Below are 21,059 nucleotides of genomic sequence, written 5' to 3'. Positions count from 1 at the left end.
ATTCTAAGGTCTTCTTTTTATAAGTGTTACGATTTACTTTTAATAAGTTGTGTATTCTATTTAAAGGACAAGGGCGAACGAAGTGAGCTTTTAGAAGATATTTCCCGCTATAGTGGTATTCTAGATAATAATTTATTATTAGCTAGAACGGGATTTTTGAGACACTCTGGCTCAAAAATTAGGGATGAAATTACGAAGTAATTTGCTCCCGTCCGCACTTTCTAAGGGAAATATCAGAATTACAAAATAAAAATCAACCTATAGTCTTTTCTAATAGCAAGCCATAGTCAACTGTCTGTTTACTCAAGTTTGACTAGGAACATGGCTATCTTGATAATCTGTTAACCATTGTCTACCAAAGGATTTGGGAAATCTTCTCCAAATCTTTTTTTGTACTTCAAATAACGATATAGTTTCAAACTATATCAAAGCCTAATTTTTTACAATTATACAGATGATTTCTTTTCTGTTAAGATAGTTTCAACAACAATTTTTGGAGGACAAAACATGTCAACTACAATTATCGGTTTCCCTCGTTTGGGTGAATTCCGCGAATTAAAATTTACAACTGAAAAATACTTTAGAAAAGAAATCTCAGAAGAAGAACTCTTAGCTGCGGCTAAAGAATTGCGTGCAAAACACTGGAACATCGTCAAAGAAAAAGGCATCACTGAAATCCCATCAAATGACTTTTCTCACTACGACAACTTCCTTGATGCTGCTTTCCTTTTCAACGTAGTTCCTGCATCTGTTCAAAACTTGGACTTGTCAGACCTTGAACGCTACTTTGCTTTGGGACGTGGATACCAAGGAGAAAAAGGGGATGTTCGTGCCCTTCCAATGAAGAAATGGTTCAACACTAACTACCACTACATCGTTCCAAAGTTTGAAAAAGAAACTCAAGTAAAATTGGCTGGTCACAAGATCTTTGATGAGTTCCAAGAAGCAAAAGAACTTGGTCTTAACACTCGTCCTGTCCTTGTCGGCCCATTCACGTTCCTTCAATTGTCAGACTTTGAAGAAGGTGTGAAAGCAGAAGACTTCGTAGATAGCTTAGTAGCTGCTTACCAAGATGTTTTTGCAAAATTGGCTGAACTTGGTGCAACTCGTATCCAACTCGATGAAGCTGCTCTTGTCAAAGATTTGACAGAAGAAGAAAAAGCACTCTTCTTGAACATCTACAACAAACTCTTGGCTGACAAAAAAGGTCTTGAAGTCTTGCTTCAAACATACTTCGGTGATGTTCGTGACGTCTACGCTGACCTTGTGAGATTGCCAGTAGATGCGATCGGTCTTGACTTCGTTGAAGGTAAGAAAACTCTTGAACTCGTTAAAGGCGGATTCCCAGCTGACAAGACTCTTTATGCGGGTATTGTCAATGGTAAGAACATTTGGCGCAACAACTATGAAAAGAGCTTGGCGATTCTTGAGCAAATCCCAGCTGAAAACATCGTTTTGACTAGCTCATGCTCACTTCTTCATGTGCCATTTACAACAGCAAATGAAGAATTTGAACCAGCTATCTTGAACCACTTTGCATTTGCAGTTGAAAAATTGGATGAAATCCGTGACTTGGATGCTATCCGCAACGGTCAAGGTGCAGAAGCTCTTGCAGCAAACAAAGAACTCTTTGCGACTGAACGTGTCGGAGCAAATGCGGAACTTCGTACGCGTATCGCTGGATTGACTGACGCAGACTACACTCGTTTGCCAGCTTTCGCAGAACGTGAAGCAATCCAAGAAGAAGCATTCAAACTTCCAGCCCTTCCAACAACTACCATCGGTTCATTCCCTCAAACTAAGGAAGTTCGTGCGAAACGTTTAGCCTTCCGTAAGGGTGAATTGTCACAAGAAGAATACGATTCCTTCCTTGCTGAAACCATCGACGAATGGATCAAATGGCAAGAAGAAGTTGGATTTGACGTGCTTGTACACGGTGAATTCGAGCGTAACGACATGGTTGAGTACTTCGGTCAAAACTTGTCAGGTTACCTCTTCTCTAAGAATGGTTGGGTACAATCATACGGTATGCGTGGAGTTAAACCACCAATCATCTGGGGTGATGTGACTCGTCTCAACCCAATCACTGTTAAATGGTCTAGCTACGCACAAAGCCGTACGGACAAACCTGTTAAAGGTATGTTGACTGGACCTGTTACCATCCTTAACTGGTCATTCCCACGTGAAGACATCTCTATCAAGGATTCTACTCTTCAAATCGCTCTTGCTATCAAGGATGAAGTTCTTGACCTTGAAGCTGCAGGCGTGAAAATCATCCAAATCGACGAGGCTGCTCTTCGTGAGAAATTGCCACTTCGTCGTAGCGACTGGTACGAAGACTACCTTGACTGGGCTATTCCAGCCTTCCGTTTGGTTCACTCAACTGTAGCACCAGACACACAAATCCACACTCACATGTGTTACTCAGAATTTACAGATATCATCCCAGCTATCGACAACATGGATGCAGACGTTATCTCATTTGAAGCTAGCCGTTCAAACCTTGAAATCTTGGACGAACTCAAAGCGAAAAACTTCCAAACAGAAGTTGGACCTGGGGTTTACGATATCCACTCACCTCGTGTGCCTAATGAAGGCGAAATCGACCACACCATCGAAGCAATTCTTGCGAAAGTACCTAGCAAGAAAGTTTGGATCAATCCTGACTGTGGTTTGAAAACACGTGGTATTCCAGAAACGAAAGAAAGCTTGATCCGCCTTGTAGAAGCTGCTAAAGCTGCGCGTGAGAAATTGTAAGAAAAGACAGTTCTCTCTACACGGTTGATCAGTAAGAAATCAACTAGAAAAAGGTTATTACATATGTCGCGTCAAACACCGTCACTCTCATTTGAAGTTTTCCCTCCAAACCCAGCAGTAGGCAATGACAAAATTATTGCAGCTCTGAAAGACATGCAGGGCTTGGCACCACACTTCATCAGTGTAACTGCCAGCAATAATAAATTTAATATCAAAGAGACGACGGTTCGTTTGGCAGACTATATCCAAAATGACTTGGAGATTCCGACCATTGCTCACTTGCCAGCTATCTATCTTACTAAGGATAAGGTGGCTGAGACTATTGCAGATTTGGATAAGGTTGGGGTTCAGAAAATCTTGGCTTTGCGTGGAGATATTATTCCAGATGTTGAACCACAAAAGGATTTTCGTTACGCCACAGACTTGATTGAGTTTATCAATGAACAGGCACCGCATTTTGATATCATCGGAGCTTGTTACCCAGAAGGACACCCGGATTCGCCAAACCAAATCTCAGATATTCAAAATCTCAAGAAAAAAGTAGATGCAGGCTGTTCAAGCCTTGTCACTCAGCTTTTCTTTGACAATGAGCGTTTCTACGACTTCCAAGACAAGTGTACCTTGGCAGGGATTGATGTTCCCATTCATGCTGGTATCATGCCAATCCTGAATCGTAACCAAGCGCTTCGTCTCTTGAAGACTTGTGAGAATATCCATCTTCCACGTAAGTTTAAGGCTATCTTGGACAAGTATGAGAATGACCCTGAGTCACTCAGAGCAGCAGGACTTGCCTATGCCGTGGACCAAATCGTGGACTTGGTAACGCAAGACGTGGCAGGGGTACATCTCTACACCATGAACAATGCAGACACTGCTCAGTACATCCACCAAGCAACCCATGCCTTGTTCAATCACCAATCTTAAAATATTAAAAAGCAAACCATTCTTCTTTTCATAGAGGAATGGTTCCTTTTTGATAGAAAAGACCGTACTTTTTAAGAAAAATATGATAAAATAGACTCTGTACGTACTTGATACAAAGATGAGGGTATTTAAGTTATTAAGGTTGCAAAAACTCAACTCTAAATGTCCAAAATATCATGAGTAATTGAACACGCCTACAACTCTGTGGAAAAAGATAAATCCTCCTAGGAGCGGTCGCTCCGTCGTTGGATTTCCTATTTTCCTTTGAGTTGCTTAACGGCTTAGTATCTTGATTTTTGTAGGCAAGGCGTATAATTTTATCAATCCAAAGGGGATTAAAATGACAAAACAAGTGTTTCAAACGACTTTCGCGGGTCGTGAGTTGATCGTAGAGACTGGTCAGGTTGCTAAGCAAGCAAATGGCTCTGTTGTCGTGCGTTACGGTGAGTCAACTGTCTTGACTGCTGCCGTTATGTCTAAGAAGATGGCAACTGGGGATTTCTTCCCACTTCAAGTTAACTACGAAGAAAAAATGTATGCGGCTGGGAAATTTCCTGGTGGCTTTATGAAACGTGAAGGACGTCCTTCAACAGATGCGACTTTGACAGCGCGTTTGATTGACCGTCCAATCCGTCCAATGTTTGCGGAAGGTTTCCGTAACGAAGTGCAAGTCATCAACACTGTGCTTTCTTATGACGAAAATGCATCTGCACCAATGGCAGCCATGTTTGGTTCATCATTAGCACTATCTATCTCAGATATTCCATTTGACGGACCAATCGCTGGGGTACAAGTGGGTTATGTTGATGGAGAAATCATCATCAACCCTACTCAAGAACAAGCAGAGCAATCGCTTCTTGAATTGACAGTAGCTGGTACTAAGCACGCTATCAACATGGTAGAGTCTGGTGCCAAAGAATTGTCAGAAGAAATCATGTTGGAAGCTCTTCTCAAAGGGCACGAAGCTGTTAAAGAATTGATTGCATTCCAAGAAGAAATCGTTGCAGCAGTCGGTAAAGAAAAAGCAGAAGTAGAATTGCTTCATGTAGATGCTGAATTGCAAGCTGAAATCATCGCAGCCTACAACAGCGATCTTCAAAAAGCTGTTCAAGTTGAAGAAAAATTGGCGCGTGAAGCTGCAACTCAAGCAGTCAAAGACCAAGTTACAGCAGTTTATGAAGAAAAATATGCAGACCACGAAGAGTTCGAACGTATCATGCGTGACGTGGCTGAAATCTTGGAACAAATGGAACACGCAGAAGTGCGTCGTTTGATCACAGAAGACAAGGTTCGTCCTGACGGTCGTAAGGTCGATGAAATCCGTCCTTTGGATGCGGTTGTTGACTTCCTTCCTCGCGTACACGGTTCAGGTCTCTTCACTCGTGGACAAACTCAGGCTCTTTCTATCTTGACTTTGGCGCCAATGGGTGAAACGCAAATCATCGATGGTTTGGATCCAGAGTACAAGAAACGCTTTATGCACCACTATAACTTCCCACAATACTCTGTTGGTGAAACTGGTCGTTACGGTGCGCCTGGTCGTCGTGAAATTGGTCACGGTGCTCTCGGTGAGCGTGCACTTGCTCAAGTATTGCCAAGCTTAGAAGAATTCCCATATGCGATTCGTTTGGTAGCAGAAGTCTTGGAATCAAACGGTTCTTCATCTCAAGCATCTATCTGTGCAGGAACACTTGCCCTTATGGCTGGTGGTGTGCCAATCAAGGCTCCGGTAGCAGGTATTGCCATGGGTCTGATCTCAGATGGAAACAACTACACCGTATTGACAGATATCCAAGGTTTGGAAGACCACTTTGGAGATATGGACTTTAAGGTTGCAGGTACTCGTGACGGGATTACAGCTCTTCAAATGGATATCAAAATCCAAGGGATTACTGCAGAAATCTTGACTGAAGCTCTTGCCCAAGCCAAGAAAGCTCGTTTTGAAATCCTTGATGTGATCGAAGCAACGATTCCTGAAGTTCGTCCAGAATTGGCTCCAACTGCTCCGAAAATTGATACCATTAAGATTGATGTGGACAAGATTAAGATTGTCATCGGTAAAGGTGGAGAAACCATTGATAAAATCATCGCTGAAACAGGCGTTAAGATTGATATCGACGAAGAAGGAAACGTGTCTATCTACTCTAGCGATCAAGCTGCCATTAACCGCGCTAAAGAAATTATTGCTGGTTTGGTTCGTGAAGCAAAAGTGGACGAAGTCTACCATGCTAAAGTGGTTCGTATCGAGAAATTCGGAGCCTTTGTCAATCTCTTTGACAAGACTGACGCCCTCGTTCACATCTCTGAAATGGCTTGGACTCGTACTAATAATGTAGAAGATTTAGTTCAAATTGGTGATTTTGTCGATGTGAAGGTTATTAAGATCGATGAAAAAGGTCGTGTAGATGCTTCTATGAAGGCACTCTTGCCACGTCCGCCAAAACCTGAACGTTCAGAAGAAAAAGGGGATAAAGGTCATCGTCATGGCGATCGCCCTCGTCACCACCACAAGGACCACAAACCTAAGAAAGAAACTACAGAAACACCAAAAGACTCAGAATAAGAAAGGAGAAATGTATGGGATGGTGGCGTGAAACCATTGATATCGTAAAAGAAAATGATCCAGCGGCTCGCACCACTTTGGAGGTTCTTTTGACCTATCCTGGTGTGAAAGCCTTGGCTGCCCACCGTCTCTCTCATTTTCTCTGGAAGAATGGCTTTAAGCTTTTAGCTCGTATGCACAGCCAGTTTTGGCGCTTTTGGACTCAGATTGAGATCCACCCAGGAGCTCAGATTGACTCTGGTGTCTTTATCGACCACGGGGCGGGTCTGGTTATTGGGGAGACGGCCATTGTTGAGAAGGGTGTCCTTCTCTACCACGGTGTCACTCTCGGTGGTACAGGTAAGGATGTTGGCAAACGACATCCGACCGTGCGTAAGGGAGCTCTTATATCAGCCCATGCCCAGGTTATCGGTCCTGTAGAAATCGGTGAAAACGCTAAAGTCGGTGCTGCAGCAGTTGTCGTGGCAGACGTACCAAGTGACGTGACGGTTGTCGGAATTCCAGCCAAGATTGTCCGAGTGCATGGGCAAAAGGATGAACCAACCATTCACGAAGTCGAAGAAAAACGTGAATACTACGTCAATAAACTTGAGCATGCTAGAGAAGCCAGTCACAGGTCGTCTGGTTTGTAATGAGAAGTGACTCTTTAATTAGGAGGTTAGGTCGATGCTATTAGAAGAATTTGAAAATGTACCTGCTGTTATCGAGCCAACTGATCGAAGCCTCCTTAGTGGTGGAGAAGTTTGTGATACCATTATCTTGTCTTTTAATGGAGAAATCCTTGAACGAGTAAAGCAGATAGAAGGTGTCTACGAAGGTGGCTATCTTACCAATCTAAATGGCAAACTGCCATGGTATATCTATGAAAAAGATGGGAGTAAGGTAGCAGTTTCTATGGCTACTATTGGAGCTCCAATGGTTGTTGGACTCTTAGAAGAACTAAAAGCAAGAGGATTTAAGAATTTTATTGTTTTGGGATCTTGCGGAGTTCTAGACCAGTCTATTCAAGCAGATAAGATTATCCTACCAAGTTCGGCTTTACGTGATGAAGGTACTAGTTATCACTATGCTCCAGCAAGTGATGAAATAGCCTATGAGCGATCTCTACTCTTAACTATGGAAAACGCCTTGGATAAAGCTGGTGTTGAGCATATTAGAACAAAGTCTTGGACCACAGATGCCTTTTATCGTGAGACAGCTGCTAAGGTCAAACGAAGACTTGAAGCAGGAGCTAGAGTTGTAGATATGGAAGCTTCGGCTATCATGGCCTGGGCCCAATATCGACAAGCCAAGGTCTATCAATTTTTCTATACAGCTGACTATGTCGACCATCACAATCATGAGTGGGATGCCAGACGCGAAGAAAGAAAAGCAGATGCTATGACTTTCTTTGAGATAGCCTTAGTAATTGCCAGAGAGCTGGATTGAAACTACTCTTTACGATAAACAAGAAAGAGAAAGGAGTCAGTGAGTGATTAAAATCTATGACACCATGTCTCGTGATTTACGAGAATTTGTCCCAATCGAGGACGGCAAGGTCAAGATGTATGTCTGTGGGCCAACAGTTTATAACTATATCCACGTGGGGAATGCCCGCTCAACGGTAGCTTTTGATACTATTCGTCGCTATTTTGAATATCGTGGCTATGAGGTTGCCTATATTTCTAACTTCACAGATGTGGATGATAAGATTATTAACCGTGCTAAGGAAGAAGGTATCACACCTCAGGAAGTAGCGGACAAGTATATCGCTGCCTTTCGGGAAGATGTGACGGCTTTGGGTGTGAAACCTGCGACTCGCCATCCTCGTGTAGTCGAGTTTATGGCTGATATCATCCGCTTTGTAGAAGACTTGATTGAAAAAGGCTTTGCCTATGAGAGTCAAGGGGATGTCTATTTCCGTGTAGAAAAATCCCACAACTATGCTAAGTTAGCTAATAAAACCCTAGAAGACTTGGAATTAGGTGCTTCAGGTCGGACAGACGAAGAAACAGCTCGCAAGGAAAATCCTGTAGACTTTGCTCTTTGGAAAGCAGCCAAACCAGGTGAGATTTCTTGGGACAGTCCATGGGGGCCTGGTCGTCCAGGCTGGCATATCGAATGTTCGGTTATGTCAACGGAGATTTTAGGCGATACCATCGATATTCACGGTGGTGGAGCTGACCTTGAGTTTCCTCACCATACCAACGAAATTGCCCAATCTGAAGCTAAAACAGGCAAGACTTTTGCCAACTACTGGATGCACAATGGCTTTGTCAACATCGACAATGTCAAGATGTCCAAGTCTTTGGGGAACTTCATTACGGTACACGATGCCCTCAAAACTATCGACGGTCAAGTGCTTCGTTTCTTCTTTGCGACTCAGCATTACCGCAAACCTATCAACTTTACGGAAAAGGCTGTGCGCGATGCCGAGACTAATCTCAAGTATTTGAAGAACACTTACGAGCAACCATTTACTGGAGATGTAGATGCTCAAGAATTGCAAGCTTTTAAAGATAAGTTTGTAGCAGCTATGGATGAGGATTTCAATACAGCTAATGGAATCACTGTTGTCTTTGAAATGGCCAAATGGATCAACTCAGGTAACTATGATGCAAGTGTTAAGGAAACTCTTGCAGCCATGTTGGAAGTCTTTGGAGTTGTCTTTGTTGAGGAAGTTTTGGATGAAGAGATTGAAGCCTTGATTCAAAAACGCCAAGAAGCGCGTGCCAATCGTGACTTTGCGACAGCTGACCAAATCCGTGACCAACTAGCTGCTCAAGGGATTAAACTACTTGATACCAAGGATGGAGTGAGGTGGACACGTGATTGATGTCAATCTCATTAACGGGATTGCGCTAGCCTTTGAAGGTGATGCGGTTTATTCTATGTATATCCGTCGCCATCTCATCCTCAAAGGCATGACCAAACCCAATAAACTCCACCAAGAGGCAACCAAGTATGTGTCGGCCAGGGCTCAGGCTCGCTTGATTTCCCTCATGTTGGAAGAAGAAGTCCTAACGGAAAAAGAGGAAGAAATCTACAAACGGGGTCGCAATACCAATAGCCATACCAAGGCAAAAAATGCGGATGTGGTGACCTATCGCATGTCTACGGGATTTGAAGCGGTCATGGGTTATCTTCATATGACCGAAAATGTGGAGCGCCTAGAAACCTTGATTTCTTGGTGTATTCAAAAAGTGGAGGGCTAGGAATGATTGCAAAAGAATTACTAGATTGGTTTCCACAAGCTCAAATCGTAGATCAACCAGTCGACAAGGAAGGCTATCTGACGCTTCCAGTATCCTCAAATCAGTGGGTTTTACTGGAGGAAGCTGGACTTAGTGAACGTGAGAAACAGTTGGTGGCTCTCTTAACTCAGCAGGAACAAACTATCTCTTTAAATCCCTGGTATAGCTATTTGATTGAGGGCAAGGGACAAGCGCCACAGAGCTTTAAAAAGCTACAAGTTGTCTATTGTCACCTTTCCTATTACCAACAGGAAAACCTGACTTCTTGGTTGGATATGATGAAAACCCTCTTTCCTAATTGTGAAACAGTTCTTCAGGTTGGCACTCAGGATTACCTTTTTGTTCTCCAACAGGACAAATACACTTCTGTTCGCTCAATCCTGACAGATACCTTGGAAGCTGTAGAGTACGACTTTGGAGTTCGTCTGTCTATTATGCTTGGTCAGGTCTGGTCGCAAGCAGGAAATCAGAGTTTGACAGATCTCATCAAAGCAGAACGTGACTTGTTTAAAAACTGGTGGCGTCAAGGTCATCAAGGATTCCATACTTTTTCTCAACTTTACCTTTGGAGTATGGGTGAAAAAATGGTGGATCTTGGTTTGATCAAAGATTATCTACACCAGATGATTTTGGATCAAGATCAGATTCAGGAAATCATTCTCTCCTTATGGGAAAATAGTGCAGTCCTTACGAAGACAGCTCAGCAACTCTATCTACACCGCAATTCTCTCCAATACAAGATTGATAAATGGGAAGAATTGACAGGGCTACAGTTGAAAGAATTGACAGATTTGACCTTGTGTTATCAGTTGATTTTACCAGATATTATTTAAAGTTTTGTGCAAGTTGCACAGAACTTTTTTATTTTTTTGGTCATCTTGCCATAGAATTGTAAAGCGTTTTCATTTATAATAAAACTATCAAAAATAAAAGGAGTTCACCGAAATGGTAGAATTAAATCTTAAAAATATTTACAAAAAATATCCAAATAGCGAACACTACTCAGTTGAAGACTTCAACTTGGACATCAAAGACAAAGAATTTATCGTTTTCGTAGGACCTTCAGGATGTGGTAAATCAACTACACTCCGTATGATTGCAGGTCTTGAAGACATCACAGAAGGTACTGCATCTATCGATGGTGTGGTTGTCAACGACGTAGCTCCAAAAGACCGTGATATCGCCATGGTATTCCAAAACTACGCTCTTTACCCACACATGACTGTATACGACAACATGGCTTTCGGTTTGAAATTGCGTAAATACAGCAAAGAAGACATCGACAAACGTGTACAAGAAGCAGCAGAAATTCTTGGTTTGAAAGAATTCTTGGATCGTAAACCAGCTGACCTTTCAGGTGGTCAACGTCAACGTGTTGCCATGGGTCGTGCGATCGTCCGTGATGCTAAAGTATTCTTGATGGACGAACCTTTGTCAAACTTGGATGCAAAACTTCGTGTATCAATGCGTGCTGAAATTGCTAAAATCCACCGTCGTATCGGAGCTACAACTATCTACGTAACTCACGACCAAACTGAAGCAATGACACTTGCAGACCGTATCGTTATCATGTCAGCTACTAAAAACCCTGCTGGTACTGGTACTATCGGACGTGTTGAACAAATTGGTACTCCTCAAGAAGTTTACAAAAACCCAGTTAACAAATTCGTAGCAGGATTTATCGGAAGCCCAGCTATGAACTTCATCAACGTTAAATTGAACGGTGATCACATCGTTGGTGACGGCTTCAACTTGAAAGTTCCAGAAGGTGCTTTGAAAGTTCTTCGTGAAAAAGGTTACGAAGGTAAAGAATTGATCTTCGGTATCCGTCCAGAAGACGTGAATGCAGAACCTGCTTTCCTTGAAACATTCCCAGAATCAGTTGTGAAAGCAACTATCTCTGTATCAGAATTGCTCGGTTCAGAATCTCACCTATACTGCCAAGTTGGTAAAGATGAATTCGTTGCTAAAGTTGATGCACGTGACTATTTGCAAGCTGGTGCAACAGTTGAACTTGGATTTGACTTGAACAAAGCTCACTTCTTCGACGTAGAAACTGAAAGAACAGTTTACTAAGATAGATTTTAATCAATCAACACTACTAGAGTTTCTCTAGTAGTGTTTTTTAGAGTTCAGCAAAGTCTTACGGAATAGGCTTTTCTAGTTTTCATATCAACAAAAAAGTGTTAAAATGGTAGGAAGAACTGGAGAGTATGCATGCCTAAAGAAGTAATTTATTCAGGCGATGAAGTCGTCGCTTTAACGCAAAAATATTTATCGAAAGAAGATGTGGCTTTTGTACACAAGGCCTTGGTTTACGCTGTAGAATGTCATAGTGGGCAGTATCGCAAATCAGGCGAGCCCTACATTATCCACCCTATTCAGGTAGCAGGTATTTTAGCCAAGCTCAAGCTAGACGCTGTCACTGTTGCCTGTGGTTTTTTGCATGACGTGGTAGAAGACACAGATGCTACTTTGGATGACTTAGAGCGTGAGTTTGGACATGATGTTCGAGTGATTGTAGACGGTGTTACCAAACTTGGTAAGGTTGAGTACAAATCTTTCGAGGAGCAATTGGCCGAGAATCACCGCAAGATGCTCATGGCCATGTCTGAGGATATCCGTGTTATCTTGGTAAAACTCTCTGACCGCCTGCACAATATGCGCACTCTCAAGCATCTTCGTAAGGACAAGCAGGAACGTATTTCCCGAGAAACAATGGAAATCTATGCACCACTTGCTCATCGTTTGGGGATTTCAAGTGTGAAGTGGGAACTGGAAGATCTCTCTTTCCGCTATCTCAATCCAACTGAATTTTACAAGATTAGTCACATGATGAAGGAAAAACGTCAAGAACGTGAAGCCTTGGTCGATGAAGTTGTGACGAAGCTTGAGGAATATTCATCTGAGCGCCACCTTACAGGGAAAATCTATGGCCGTCCAAAGCATATCTACTCTATCTATCGCAAGATGCAGGACAAGAAAAAACGTTTTGAGGAAATCTATGACTTGATTGCCATTCGCTGTATTTTAGACACTCAGAGCGATGTCTATGCTATGTTAGGATATGTCCATGAGCTTTGGAAACCAATGCCAGGCCGTTTCAAGGATTACATTGCCAATCGTAAGGCTAATGGTTACCAGTCTATCCATACGACTGTTTATGGACCAAAAGGACCGATCGAGTTCCAGATTCGTACCAAGGAAATGCACGAGGTTGCCGAGTACGGGGTTGCGGCTCACTGGGCCTACAAAAAAGGAATCAAAGGTCAGGTTAATAGTAAAGAATCTGCTATCGGAATGAACTGGATCAAGGAGATGATGGAACTCCAAGATCAGGCAGATGATGCCAAGGAATTTGTAGATACTGTCAAAGAAAACTATCTGGCAGAAGAAATTTATGTCTTTACTCCAGATGGAGCGGTTCGTTCTCTTCCAAAGGATTCTGGACCGATTGACTTTGCCTATGAAATTCATACAAAGATTGGGGAAAAAGCAACAGGTGCCAAGGTTAATGGTCGCATGGTTCCGTTGACGACTAAGTTAAAAACGGGTGACCAGGTTGAAATCATCACCAATCCAAATTCATTTGGACCAAGTCGTGACTGGCTCAATATGGTTAAGACCAGCAAGGCCCGTAACAAAATTCGTCAGTTCTTTAAAAACCAAGATAAAGAATTGTCCATCAATAAAGGCCGTGAAATGCTGATTAGTCAGCTTCAAGAAAACGGCTATGTGGCCAATAAATTTATGGACAAGCGTCACATGGATGAAGTCCTTCAAAAAACCAGCTACAAGACAGAAGAAGCTCTCTTTGCTGCGATTGGTTTTGGAGAAATCGGAGCCATTACCGTCTTTAACCGTTTGACGGAGAAGGAACGTCGTGAAGAAGAACGTGCAAAAGCCAAGGCAGAAGCAGAAGAACTGGTCAAGGGTGGCGAAGTCAAGGTTGAAAACAAGGAAACTCTAAAGGTTAAGCATGAAGGTGGCGTTGTCATCGAGGGTGCCTCTGGTCTCTTGGTACGGATTGCCAAATGTTGTAATCCTGTTCCAGGTGATGATATCGTTGGCTATATTACCAAAGGTCGTGGTGTTGCCATCCATCGTGTGGACTGTATGAACCTTCGTTCACAGGAAAACTACGAGCAACGTCTACTAGATGTTGAGTGGGAAGACCAATTCTCAAGCAAGGAATATATGGCTCATATCGACATCTATGGACTAAATCGTTCTGGTCTTTTGAATGATATCTTGCAAGTCCTATCCAATACAACTAAGAATATCTCAACGGTTAACGCCCAGCCAACCAAGGATATGAAATTTGCTAATATCCATGTATCCTTTGGAATTTCAAATCTTTCAACGTTAACTACTGTAGTTGATAAGATCAAGAGTGTACCAGAAGTCTATTCAGTCAAACGGACCAATGGTTAAGTTGGCTCGATAGATCTAGAAAGGATTTCTATGAGAATTATCGTTCAGCGCGTCAAGGAAGCTCAGGTCTCAATTGAAGGGCAGGTTCATGGTCAAATCAAACAGGGGCTCCTGCTCTTAGTGGGTGTTGGACCTGAAGACCAGCAAGAAGATTTGGATTATGCAGTCAGAAAACTTGTCAATATGCGGATTTTCTCAGATGCTGAAGGCAAGATGAACCTATCTGTTAAGGATATCCAAGGAGAAATTCTCTCCATCTCTCAATTTACTCTTTTTGCTGACACTAAAAAAGGAAATCGTCCAGCCTTTACAGGTGCCGCTAAACCAGATATGGCTGAGGCTTTCTATCAAGATTTTAATCGAGAACTAGCCAAGGAAGTTCCTGTTGAGACAGGAGTCTTTGGAGCAGATATGCAGGTGGGATTAGTCAATGATGGCCCAGTAACCATCATCCTAGATACTAAAAATAGATAAGAAAAAACCAAGCTTGTATGCTTGGTTTTTTTGTGTCGTATTTAGTTCAGTTTTTCAACATAGAGCTGTTTGGCGATTTCTAGACTTACCAAGAGTTCTTCATTCTTGTGAATCAAAGTAAAGGTGTTAGAAAAGTCATCAAACTGTTGAACTTGGAGTTTGTCTCCAATATTGATAGCATGTTTTTCAAGATATTTGAGGAGATCAAAGCTATCGTGAACGCGAGTCAGGAGATAGGTTCCAGCTTCTTTGGTTTCTGCTAGAGGCAAGTTATTGATTTCAACCAAAAGTTCTCCCTTGGCAGGAATGGTACCACCATGAGGGCAGGTCTTTGGAAAGCCGAGCATACTTTCTAATCTTTCCACAAAAAAGTCTGAAACGGTATGTTCTAATACCTCGGCTTCCTCATGAATTTGGTCGCTGGTATAGTCTAGATGGTGCACCAGAAAAACCTCAATCAAACGGTGTTTGCGATAGAGCTCAGATACAAGTTTTAAACCAATATCAGTCAATAGGTATCCTTTTTTCTTATCTTTTAAGATGAGATTTTCAGACTGCATGCGCTTGATCATTTCGGTTACAGCTGGAGGAGATACCTGCATTCGAGCAGCAATTTCCTTATTGGTAATCTTAGGAACATCCATGCCAATCTCATAAATACATTTTAAATAGTCTTCTTTATTTGGGGTCATTCGCATTTCCTTGTTTATTATCTCCATCTAGTATACCAAAAAAAGCTAGATTTCTCTAGCTTATTGCTACAAGAACTGGACTTAGTTGAGTTCTTTTGCAGCTTCAATAGCGGCTTCAAAGTCTGGCTCGCTGTTGATATTGTCTACGTATTCGACATAGCGGATGGTGTTGTCGGTATCGAGAACAAAAACGGCTCGAGCAAGCAGATGCCATTCATTGATTAAGAGGGCATAATCGCGTCCAAAGGAGTGGTCGAAGTAGTCTGAGAGCATGATGGCATTTTCAATTCCTTCAGCACCACACCAGCGTTTTTGAGCAAATGGAAGGTCCATTGATACTGTTAGGACTACAGTATTGTCCAAGCTAGCCAGTTCTTCATTAAAGCGACGAGTCTGAAGTGAGCAGATACCTGTATCGATAGAAGGGATAACACTCAAGATTTTTTTCTTGCCTTCAAAGTCAGCCAGTGATTTTTTAGAAAGGTCAGTTGTTGTTAGAGAGAAGTCAAGAGCCTTGTCTCCTACTTGTAGTTGTTTTCCTGTAAAAGTCACAGGATTTCCAAGGAATGTAGTCATAAGCTACTCCAATCTTTTTTCTTTCATTTTACATTGAAACGTCAGATTTTCCCAATAATTTGACCGGAATTTGAATCAAAAAAACGCCAATTCCGTGAGAACGACGTTTTTTAAATGTTTATTTTGCCAATCCTTCAGCAATCTTGTCAAGGTTGTATTTCATCATGTTGTAGTAGCTGTCGCCTTCTTTACCTTGTTCTGCGATAGAGTCAGTAAAGATTTGTGCGTAGATTGGGATGTTTGTGTCTTGTGAAACAGTCTTCATTGGACGATCATCGACACTGGACTCAACAAATAGTGATGGGACTTTCATTTGGCGAAGTTTTTCAACCAAGGTCTTGATTTGGTCAGGAGTTCCTTCTTCTTCAGTATTGATTTCCCAAATATAGGCACTTGGGACACCGTAGGCTTTAGAGAAGTATTTGAAGCATCCTTCACTGGTTACGATGAGTTTTTTCTCAGCAGGAATATTGTCGAATTTAGCTTTAGCTTCCTTGTCAAGTTTGTCTAGCTTATCAGTATATTCTTTGAGATTTTTTTCGTAAAATTCTTTGTTGCTAGGGTCTTTAGCGCTCAATTGTTTTGCGATGTTTTTAGCAAAGATGATCCCATTTTCAAGGTTGAGCCAAGCGTGTGGGTCTTCTTTGCCTTTTTCGTTTTGACCTTCAAGGTAGATAACATCAACGCCTTCGCTGACTGCAAAGTAGTCTTTGTTTTCAGTTTTCTTGGCATTTTCTACCAATTTTGTAAACCAAGCATTTCCACCTGTTTCAAGGTTGATACCGTTATAGAAAATCAAATCAGCTTGAGAAGTTTTCTTGACGTCTTCAGGTAGTGGTTCGTATTCGTGTGGGTCTTGACCAACAGGAACGATACTGTGAAGATCAATCTTGTCACCAGCAATATTTTTAGTAATATCAGCGATGATTGAGTTTGTGGCAACAACTTTTAGTTTTTGACCAGAAGCTGCATCTTTTTTTCCACTAGCACATGCTACAAGAGCAATGACGGAAAGAAAGAGAACGAGTAATGTACCTAATTTTTTCATTAGATCCTCCAATTTATTGGGGCTTTGCCCCTTATTTTAACAAATGTTTATTTTTCAGTTTCAAATATCGTTGTTTTGGAGCGATAAAGAAGCTAATGAGAAAGAAACTAGCAGCCGTAAGCACGATACTAGAACCTGCCGCAACGTTAAAGCTATAGCCGATAAAGAGTCCCAAAACTGAAGCTGTAGCTCCAAAGGTTGAGGAAAGGAAAATCATACTTTTCAGGCTATTAGCATACAGATAAGCAGTTGCAGCTGGGGTAATCAGCATGGCTACAATCAGGATAGTTCCGACACTTTGCATAGCAGTCACTGACACCAGAGTCAAGAGTACCATGAGTAGATAGTGGTAGAAATTAACTGGCATGCCCATAGCCTTGGCTAGGAGTTCATCAAAGGATGTAATCAAGAGTTGTTTGAAGAAAATCCCGATAACCAAGAGAATGAGCGCCCCTACACCCATAGTAATAAACATATCTGTATCTTGAACAGCAAGAATATTACCAAAAAGGATATGGAAAAGGTCAGTTGAACTTTTAGCGACACTAATCAAGATGATACCGAGGGCTAAGAAAGAAGAAAAGGTAATGCCGATGGCGGTATCGCTTTTGACAATCGAGTTTCCCTTGATGTAGGTAATGATGATAGCAGCTAGCAGTCCAAAGACAATGGCTCCGATAAAGAAGTCAATGCCCAAGATGAAGGAGAGGGCTACACCTGGTAAGACAGCATGTGAAATGGCATCTCCCATGAGTGACATCCCACGTAGAATGATGAAACATCCTACAGCTCCAGCTACGACCCCGATAACAATAGCTGTTATCAAGGCATTTTGTAAGAAATGGAATTTTTGCAATCCATCGATAAATTCTGCAATCATAGGTCACCTCCATTGAAAAAGAGTCGATTACCGTAAGCTTCTTTGAGATTGGCTTGGGTAAAGGTTTCTTTGGTCGGACCAAAAGCAATCACTTCTCGATTGACAAGCAAGACTTGATCGAAGTAGTTGGGAACCTTGCTGAGGTCGTGGTGGACGATGAGAACCGTCTTCCCAGCTTTTTTCAGATCTCTCAGCGTATTCATGATGATTTCCTCACTGACTGAGTCAATCCCAACAAAGGGTTCATCTAAGAGGATATAGTCGGCTTCCTGCACCAAACATCTGGCAATCAAGACCCGCTGGAACTGACCTCCAGACAGTTGACTGATTTGACGTTCAGCGTAGTCAGCTAGGTCGACGATTTCGAGTGCTTCAGCTACCTTTTTCCAGTGACTTGCCTTTAAAGTGTGAAAGAGTGGAATGGATGGGTAGAGTCCTAGAGAGACACATTCTTTTACCTTGATAGGAAAGTTATAGTCGATATGAATTTTTTGCTCGACATAGGCCACTTTCTTAAGAGATTTGTTCATTTCTTTATCGTCGATAAAAGCATGTCCTTCATGTGGGATAATGCCCAGCATACTTTTTAATAAGGTTGATTTTCCAGCGCCGTTTGGACCAATAATCCCAGTAATCGTTGGTCCTTGGAGCACTAGTGAAATATCCTTTAGTGCCAACGTTTCTTTGTAGGAGACACTGAGGTTTTCGATACGTATCATACAGTTGTATTCCTCCTGGATTTTAATATACCTTAATTTTATTTTTAAGTCAAGTTAATTTTGGTAAAAATTTAAAATATTAATGATGAAATCAAATAGGAGGAGGCGGCATTTTTAATTGCATTCCCCAGGGATTTTTGCTAAGCTAAGAATAAGTGAAATTAGGAAAGCGAGAACAAGATGACACGTTATCAAGATGATTTTTATGATGCCATAAATGGTGAGTGGGAAAAGACTGCTGTTATTCCAGCAGATAAATCGAGAACAGGTGGTTTTATCGACCTTGACGAAGAAATTGAAGAGTTGATGCTAACGACGACAGACAAGTGGTTGGCAGGAGAAGATGTGCCAGAAGATGCTATCTTGGCAAATTTTGTCAAGTACCATAGTATGGTCAGAGATTTCGATAAGCGAGAAGCAGATGGAATTGAACCAGTCCTTCCTTTATTGAAGGAATACCAGAATTTAGAAAGTTTTGCGGATTTCGCAAGTAAACTAGCAGCATTTGAATTAGCTGGTAAACCAAACTTCCTTCCATTTGGAGTATCACCAGACTTTATGGATGCTAGAACCAATGTTCTCTGGGCTAGTGCTCCAGGAACTATCTTGCCTGACACAACCTACTATGCGGAAGACCATCCTCAGCGTGAGGAATTATTGAATCTTTGGAAAGAAAGTACTTCTAATCTCCTCAAAGCCTATAACTTCTCAGATGAAGAAATCGAAGACTTGCTAGAGAAACGATTGGAATTGGACCGCCGTATCGCAGCAGTAGTCCTCTCTAATGAAGAAAGTTCAGAATATGCTAAACTCTACCATCCATATTCTTATGAAGATTTCAAAAAGTTTGCTCCTGCACTTCCTTTAGATGATTTTTTCCAAGCGGTGATTGGACAAACACCAGACAAGATTATCGTAGATGAAGAACGTTTCTGGCAAGCAGCAGAGCAATTCTATAGTGAAGAAGCTTGGCCTTTACTCAAGGCAAGCTTGATCTTGAGTGTGGTCAATCTTTCAACAAGCTATTTGACAGATGAGATTCGCATTTTGTCAGGTGCTTATGGCCGTGCCCTTTCAGGAGTTCCAGAAGCCCAAGACAAGCGCAAGGCTGCTTACCACTTAGCCCAAGGACCATTCAAACAAGCGCTCGGTCTTTGGTATGCACATGAAAAATTCTCTCCAGAAGCCAAGGCGGATGTAGAGAAAAAAGTGGCAACTATGATTGATGTTTATAAGGAACGCTTGGCTAAGAATGACTGGTTGACTCCTGAAACGCGAGAAAAAGCCATCGTCAAACTCAATGTCATCAAGCCTTATATCGGTTATCCAGAAGAATTACCAGCTCGCTACAAGGATAAAGTAGTAGACGAAAACGCTAGTCTCTTTGAGAATGCCCTAGCCTTTGCGCGTGTGGAAATCAAACACAGTTGGAGCAAGTGGAACCAGCCAGTTGACTACAAAGAGTGGGGCATGCCTGCTCATATGGTTAATGCCTACTACAATCCACAAAAGAACTTGATTGTCTTCCCAGCGGCTATCTTACAGGCTCCATTCTATGACTTGCATCAGTCATCTTCTGCCAACTATGGTGGTATCGGAGCAGTTATCGCCCATGAAATATCTCATGCCTTTGATACAAATGGTGCGTCCTTTGATGAAAATGGTAGTCTCAAGGATTGGTGGACAGAGAGCGATTATGCTGCCTTTAAAGAGAAAACGCAGAAAGTTATCGACCAGTTTGACGGTCAAGAATCTTACGGCGCAACCATTAACGGTAAATTAACCGTATCCGAAAACGTTGCGGACTTAGGTGGAATTGCTGCAGCTCTAGAAGCTGCTAAGAGAGAACCAGACTTTTCAGCTGAAGAATTCTTCAACAACTTTGCGCGTATCTGGCGTATGAAAGGTCGCCCAGAGTTAATGAAACTTATGGCTAGCGTCGACGTACACGCGCCAGCTAAACTTCGTGTTAACGTCCAAGTGCCAAACTTTGATGACTTCTTTACAACCTATGATGTCAAAGAAGGTGATGGTATGTGGCGTTCACCAGAAGACCGTGTGATTATTTGGTAATCAAAAAACCAAGGATGATTGTCCTTGGTTTTTACGTTTTAGAAAAATGGATTAAAAGTTTTTTCGTGGGCGATGGTCGTAGCAGGTCCGTGACCTGGATAGACATCGTAGTTAGGAAGGGTGAAGAGCTGGGTCTGGATACTATGAAGGAGTTGTTCCATACTACCAGTAGGTAAGTCTGTTCGGCCAATAGTTTCACGGAAAAGGGCGTCACCTGTTATGACTAGTTGGGCTTCCGGAAAGACAAAGGATACTCCACCGATAGAGTGACCTGGAGTTGGTAGTACTGTAAAACGAAACTCCTCGATTTGGTATTCTTTATGAAAAACAAAGGTCTGTTCAGCTGGTCTACATACGACGTCTGCCATATCATCATGACGAGGAAGACCTGAGAGATTGTCAACAGGAGTATAGAGCCAAGCTTCTTCGCTTTCTGCCACATATACTGGAGGATTTCCAAAAGTATCTCTGACCAAGTCCAGACTCAAGATATGATCGTAGTGAGTATGGGTCAATAGAATCGCACAAACTGGTTTATTGATGTTCTCGATAGTCTTTCGAATGGCCTCCCAATGGCTACCTGGATCGACTACAATCAGGTGTTGGTCTCCTTCGAGATAATAAGTATTTTCATAGGCAACAGGATTTACGGTTTTATGGATTTTCATAGGATTTCCTCTTTCAAA

Annotated in this window: 19 protein-coding genes; 13 read left to right on the top strand and 6 right to left on the bottom strand. The window is 42.1% G+C overall.

What is annotated here, in order from left to right; genetic code table 11:
- The 12 genes from NMM19_RS05840 to dtd all read left to right on the top strand — a co-directional run.
- Positions 1-201, top strand: a 201-nt coding sequence (locus tag NMM19_RS05840) for a hypothetical protein (RefSeq protein WP_254730500.1), incomplete at its 5' end; no start/stop codon positions are given.
- 306 nt (positions 202-507) lie between these two features.
- Complete coding sequence (metE, locus tag NMM19_RS05835) at positions 508-2,757, top strand: 5-methyltetrahydropteroyltriglutamate--homocysteine S-methyltransferase (RefSeq protein ID WP_254730498.1); 2,250 nt, start codon at positions 508-510, stop codon at positions 2,755-2,757.
- A 63-nt stretch (positions 2,758-2,820) separates the two neighbouring features.
- The gene (metF, locus tag NMM19_RS05830) at positions 2,821-3,681 is read left to right on the top strand and encodes a methylenetetrahydrofolate reductase [NAD(P)H] (protein WP_254730495.1); all 861 of its coding nucleotides are present in this window, start codon (positions 2,821-2,823) and stop codon (positions 3,679-3,681) included.
- Between the two features lie 340 nt (positions 3,682-4,021).
- Positions 4,022-6,244 (top strand): polyribonucleotide nucleotidyltransferase, encoded by a 2,223-nt coding sequence (gene pnp / locus NMM19_RS05825; protein WP_254730488.1) that lies wholly within the window; start codon positions 4,022-4,024, stop codon positions 6,242-6,244.
- 14 nt (positions 6,245-6,258) lie between these two features.
- A complete protein-coding gene (gene cysE / locus NMM19_RS05820; protein WP_178894717.1) occupies positions 6,259-6,876 on the top strand; it encodes a serine O-acetyltransferase in 618 nt (205 codons plus the stop codon).
- A 34-nt stretch (positions 6,877-6,910) separates the two neighbouring features.
- Positions 6,911-7,672 (top strand): nucleoside phosphorylase, encoded by a 762-nt coding sequence (locus tag NMM19_RS05815; protein WP_178894718.1) that lies wholly within the window; start codon positions 6,911-6,913, stop codon positions 7,670-7,672.
- Between the two features lie 43 nt (positions 7,673-7,715).
- Complete coding sequence (gene cysS / locus NMM19_RS05810; protein ID WP_178894719.1) at positions 7,716-9,059, top strand: cysteine--tRNA ligase; 1,344 nt, start codon at positions 7,716-7,718, stop codon at positions 9,057-9,059.
- Positions 9,052-9,438: a Mini-ribonuclease 3 gene (locus NMM19_RS05805; RefSeq protein WP_006148900.1), complete on the top strand. Its 387-nt coding sequence runs from the start codon at positions 9,052-9,054 to the stop codon at positions 9,436-9,438. Before cysS ends, NMM19_RS05805 begins: the two co-directional genes overlap by 8 nt.
- A 2-nt stretch (positions 9,439-9,440) precedes the next feature.
- Positions 9,441-10,310, top strand: a complete 870-nt coding sequence (locus NMM19_RS05800; RefSeq protein WP_254730486.1) for a helix-turn-helix domain-containing protein — start codon at positions 9,441-9,443, stop codon at positions 10,308-10,310.
- Positions 10,311-10,422: 112 nt separating this feature from the next.
- On the top strand, positions 10,423-11,553 hold the full coding sequence (locus NMM19_RS05795) for an ABC transporter ATP-binding protein (RefSeq protein ID WP_254730484.1): 1,131 nt from the start codon (positions 10,423-10,425) through the stop codon (positions 11,551-11,553).
- Positions 11,554-11,694: 141 nt separating this feature from the next.
- Positions 11,695-13,911, top strand: coding sequence for a bifunctional (p)ppGpp synthetase/guanosine-3',5'-bis(diphosphate) 3'-pyrophosphohydrolase (locus NMM19_RS05790; RefSeq protein ID WP_254730481.1), 2,217 nt, complete (start codon positions 11,695-11,697; stop codon positions 13,909-13,911).
- Between the two features lie 30 nt (positions 13,912-13,941).
- Entirely contained in the window at positions 13,942-14,385 is a 444-nt protein-coding gene (gene dtd / locus NMM19_RS05785) for a D-aminoacyl-tRNA deacylase (RefSeq protein WP_254730478.1), read from the top strand.
- 41 nt (positions 14,386-14,426) lie between these two features.
- On the opposite strand, the gene NMM19_RS05780 is transcribed toward dtd, so the two are convergent.
- The 5 genes from NMM19_RS05780 to NMM19_RS05760 all read right to left on the bottom strand — a co-directional run bounded on the left by NMM19_RS05780 (position 14,427) and on the right by NMM19_RS05760 (position 18,300).
- Positions 14,427-15,077, bottom strand: a complete 651-nt coding sequence (locus tag NMM19_RS05780) for a metal-dependent transcriptional regulator (RefSeq protein WP_045615379.1) — start codon at positions 15,075-15,077, stop codon at positions 14,427-14,429.
- Between the two features lie 81 nt (positions 15,078-15,158).
- Positions 15,159-15,653, bottom strand: coding sequence for a thiol peroxidase (tpx, locus tag NMM19_RS05775; RefSeq protein ID WP_254730476.1), 495 nt, complete (start codon positions 15,651-15,653; stop codon positions 15,159-15,161).
- A gap of 118 nt (positions 15,654-15,771) precedes the next feature.
- Positions 15,772-16,701, bottom strand: a complete 930-nt coding sequence (psaA, locus tag NMM19_RS05770; protein WP_254730474.1) for a metal ABC transporter substrate-binding lipoprotein/adhesin PsaA — start codon at positions 16,699-16,701, stop codon at positions 15,772-15,774.
- A 31-nt stretch (positions 16,702-16,732) separates the two neighbouring features.
- Positions 16,733-17,581 carry a metal ABC transporter permease gene (locus tag NMM19_RS05765; RefSeq protein ID WP_254730472.1) on the bottom strand — a complete coding sequence of 283 codons (849 nt, stop codon included), beginning with the start codon at positions 17,579-17,581 and terminating at the stop codon, positions 16,733-16,735.
- Positions 17,578-18,300, bottom strand: a complete 723-nt coding sequence (locus NMM19_RS05760) for a metal ABC transporter ATP-binding protein (RefSeq protein ID WP_254730469.1) — start codon at positions 18,298-18,300, stop codon at positions 17,578-17,580. The genes NMM19_RS05765 and NMM19_RS05760 overlap by 4 nt, the downstream gene beginning before the upstream one ends.
- 180 nt (positions 18,301-18,480) lie before the next feature.
- Here NMM19_RS05760 and NMM19_RS05755 point away from each other — a divergent pair, with 180 nt between their 5' ends.
- Entirely contained in the window at positions 18,481-20,373 is a 1,893-nt protein-coding gene (locus NMM19_RS05755; protein WP_254730466.1) for a M13 family metallopeptidase, read from the top strand.
- A 38-nt stretch (positions 20,374-20,411) separates the two neighbouring features.
- Here NMM19_RS05755 and NMM19_RS05750 read toward each other — a convergent pair whose 3' ends face one another.
- The gene (locus tag NMM19_RS05750; RefSeq protein WP_254730463.1) at positions 20,412-21,041 is read right to left on the bottom strand and encodes an MBL fold metallo-hydrolase; all 630 of its coding nucleotides are present in this window, start codon (positions 21,039-21,041) and stop codon (positions 20,412-20,414) included.
- Positions 21,042-21,059 lie beyond the last annotated feature (18 nt).

It is taken from the genome of Streptococcus sp. CF8_St5-17 (assembly GCF_024295665.1).
GTDB lineage: Bacteria > Bacillota > Bacilli > Lactobacillales > Streptococcaceae > Streptococcus.
The sequence above is the reverse complement of the archived record's forward strand: the minus strand, read 5'-3'. Positions and strand labels throughout refer to the sequence as shown.

Bases quoted from the DNA above. Each gene is read 5' to 3' on its own strand.
- metE (WP_254730498.1), top strand. From the start codon at position 508: ATGTCAACTACAATTATCGGTTTCCCTCGTTTGGGTGAATTCCGCGAA.
- metF (WP_254730495.1), top strand. From the start codon at position 2,821: ATGTCGCGTCAAACACCGTCACTCTCATTTGAAGTTTTCCCTCCAAAC.
- pnp (WP_254730488.1), top strand. From the start codon at position 4,022: ATGACAAAACAAGTGTTTCAAACGACTTTCGCGGGTCGTGAGTTGATC.
- cysE (WP_178894717.1), top strand. From the start codon at position 6,259: ATGGGATGGTGGCGTGAAACCATTGATATCGTAAAAGAAAATGATCCA.
- NMM19_RS05815 (WP_178894718.1), top strand. From the start codon at position 6,911: ATGCTATTAGAAGAATTTGAAAATGTACCTGCTGTTATCGAGCCAACT.
- NMM19_RS05800 (WP_254730486.1), top strand. From the start codon at position 9,441: ATGATTGCAAAAGAATTACTAGATTGGTTTCCACAAGCTCAAATCGTA.
- NMM19_RS05795 (WP_254730484.1), top strand. From the start codon at position 10,423: ATGGTAGAATTAAATCTTAAAAATATTTACAAAAAATATCCAAATAGC.
- NMM19_RS05790 (WP_254730481.1), top strand. From the start codon at position 11,695: ATGCCTAAAGAAGTAATTTATTCAGGCGATGAAGTCGTCGCTTTAACG.
- dtd (WP_254730478.1), top strand. From the start codon at position 13,942: ATGAGAATTATCGTTCAGCGCGTCAAGGAAGCTCAGGTCTCAATTGAA.
- NMM19_RS05780 (WP_045615379.1), bottom strand. From the start codon at position 15,077: ATGACCCCAAATAAAGAAGACTATTTAAAATGTATTTATGAGATTGGC.
- tpx (WP_254730476.1), bottom strand. From the start codon at position 15,653: ATGACTACATTCCTTGGAAATCCTGTGACTTTTACAGGAAAACAACTA.
- psaA (WP_254730474.1), bottom strand. From the start codon at position 16,701: ATGAAAAAATTAGGTACATTACTCGTTCTCTTTCTTTCCGTCATTGCT.
- NMM19_RS05765 (WP_254730472.1), bottom strand. From the start codon at position 17,581: ATGATTGCAGAATTTATCGATGGATTGCAAAAATTCCATTTCTTACAA.
- NMM19_RS05760 (WP_254730469.1), bottom strand. From the start codon at position 18,300: ATGATACGTATCGAAAACCTCAGTGTCTCCTACAAAGAAACGTTGGCA.
- NMM19_RS05755 (WP_254730466.1), top strand. From the start codon at position 18,481: ATGACACGTTATCAAGATGATTTTTATGATGCCATAAATGGTGAGTGG.
- NMM19_RS05750 (WP_254730463.1), bottom strand. From the start codon at position 21,041: ATGAAAATCCATAAAACCGTAAATCCTGTTGCCTATGAAAATACTTAT.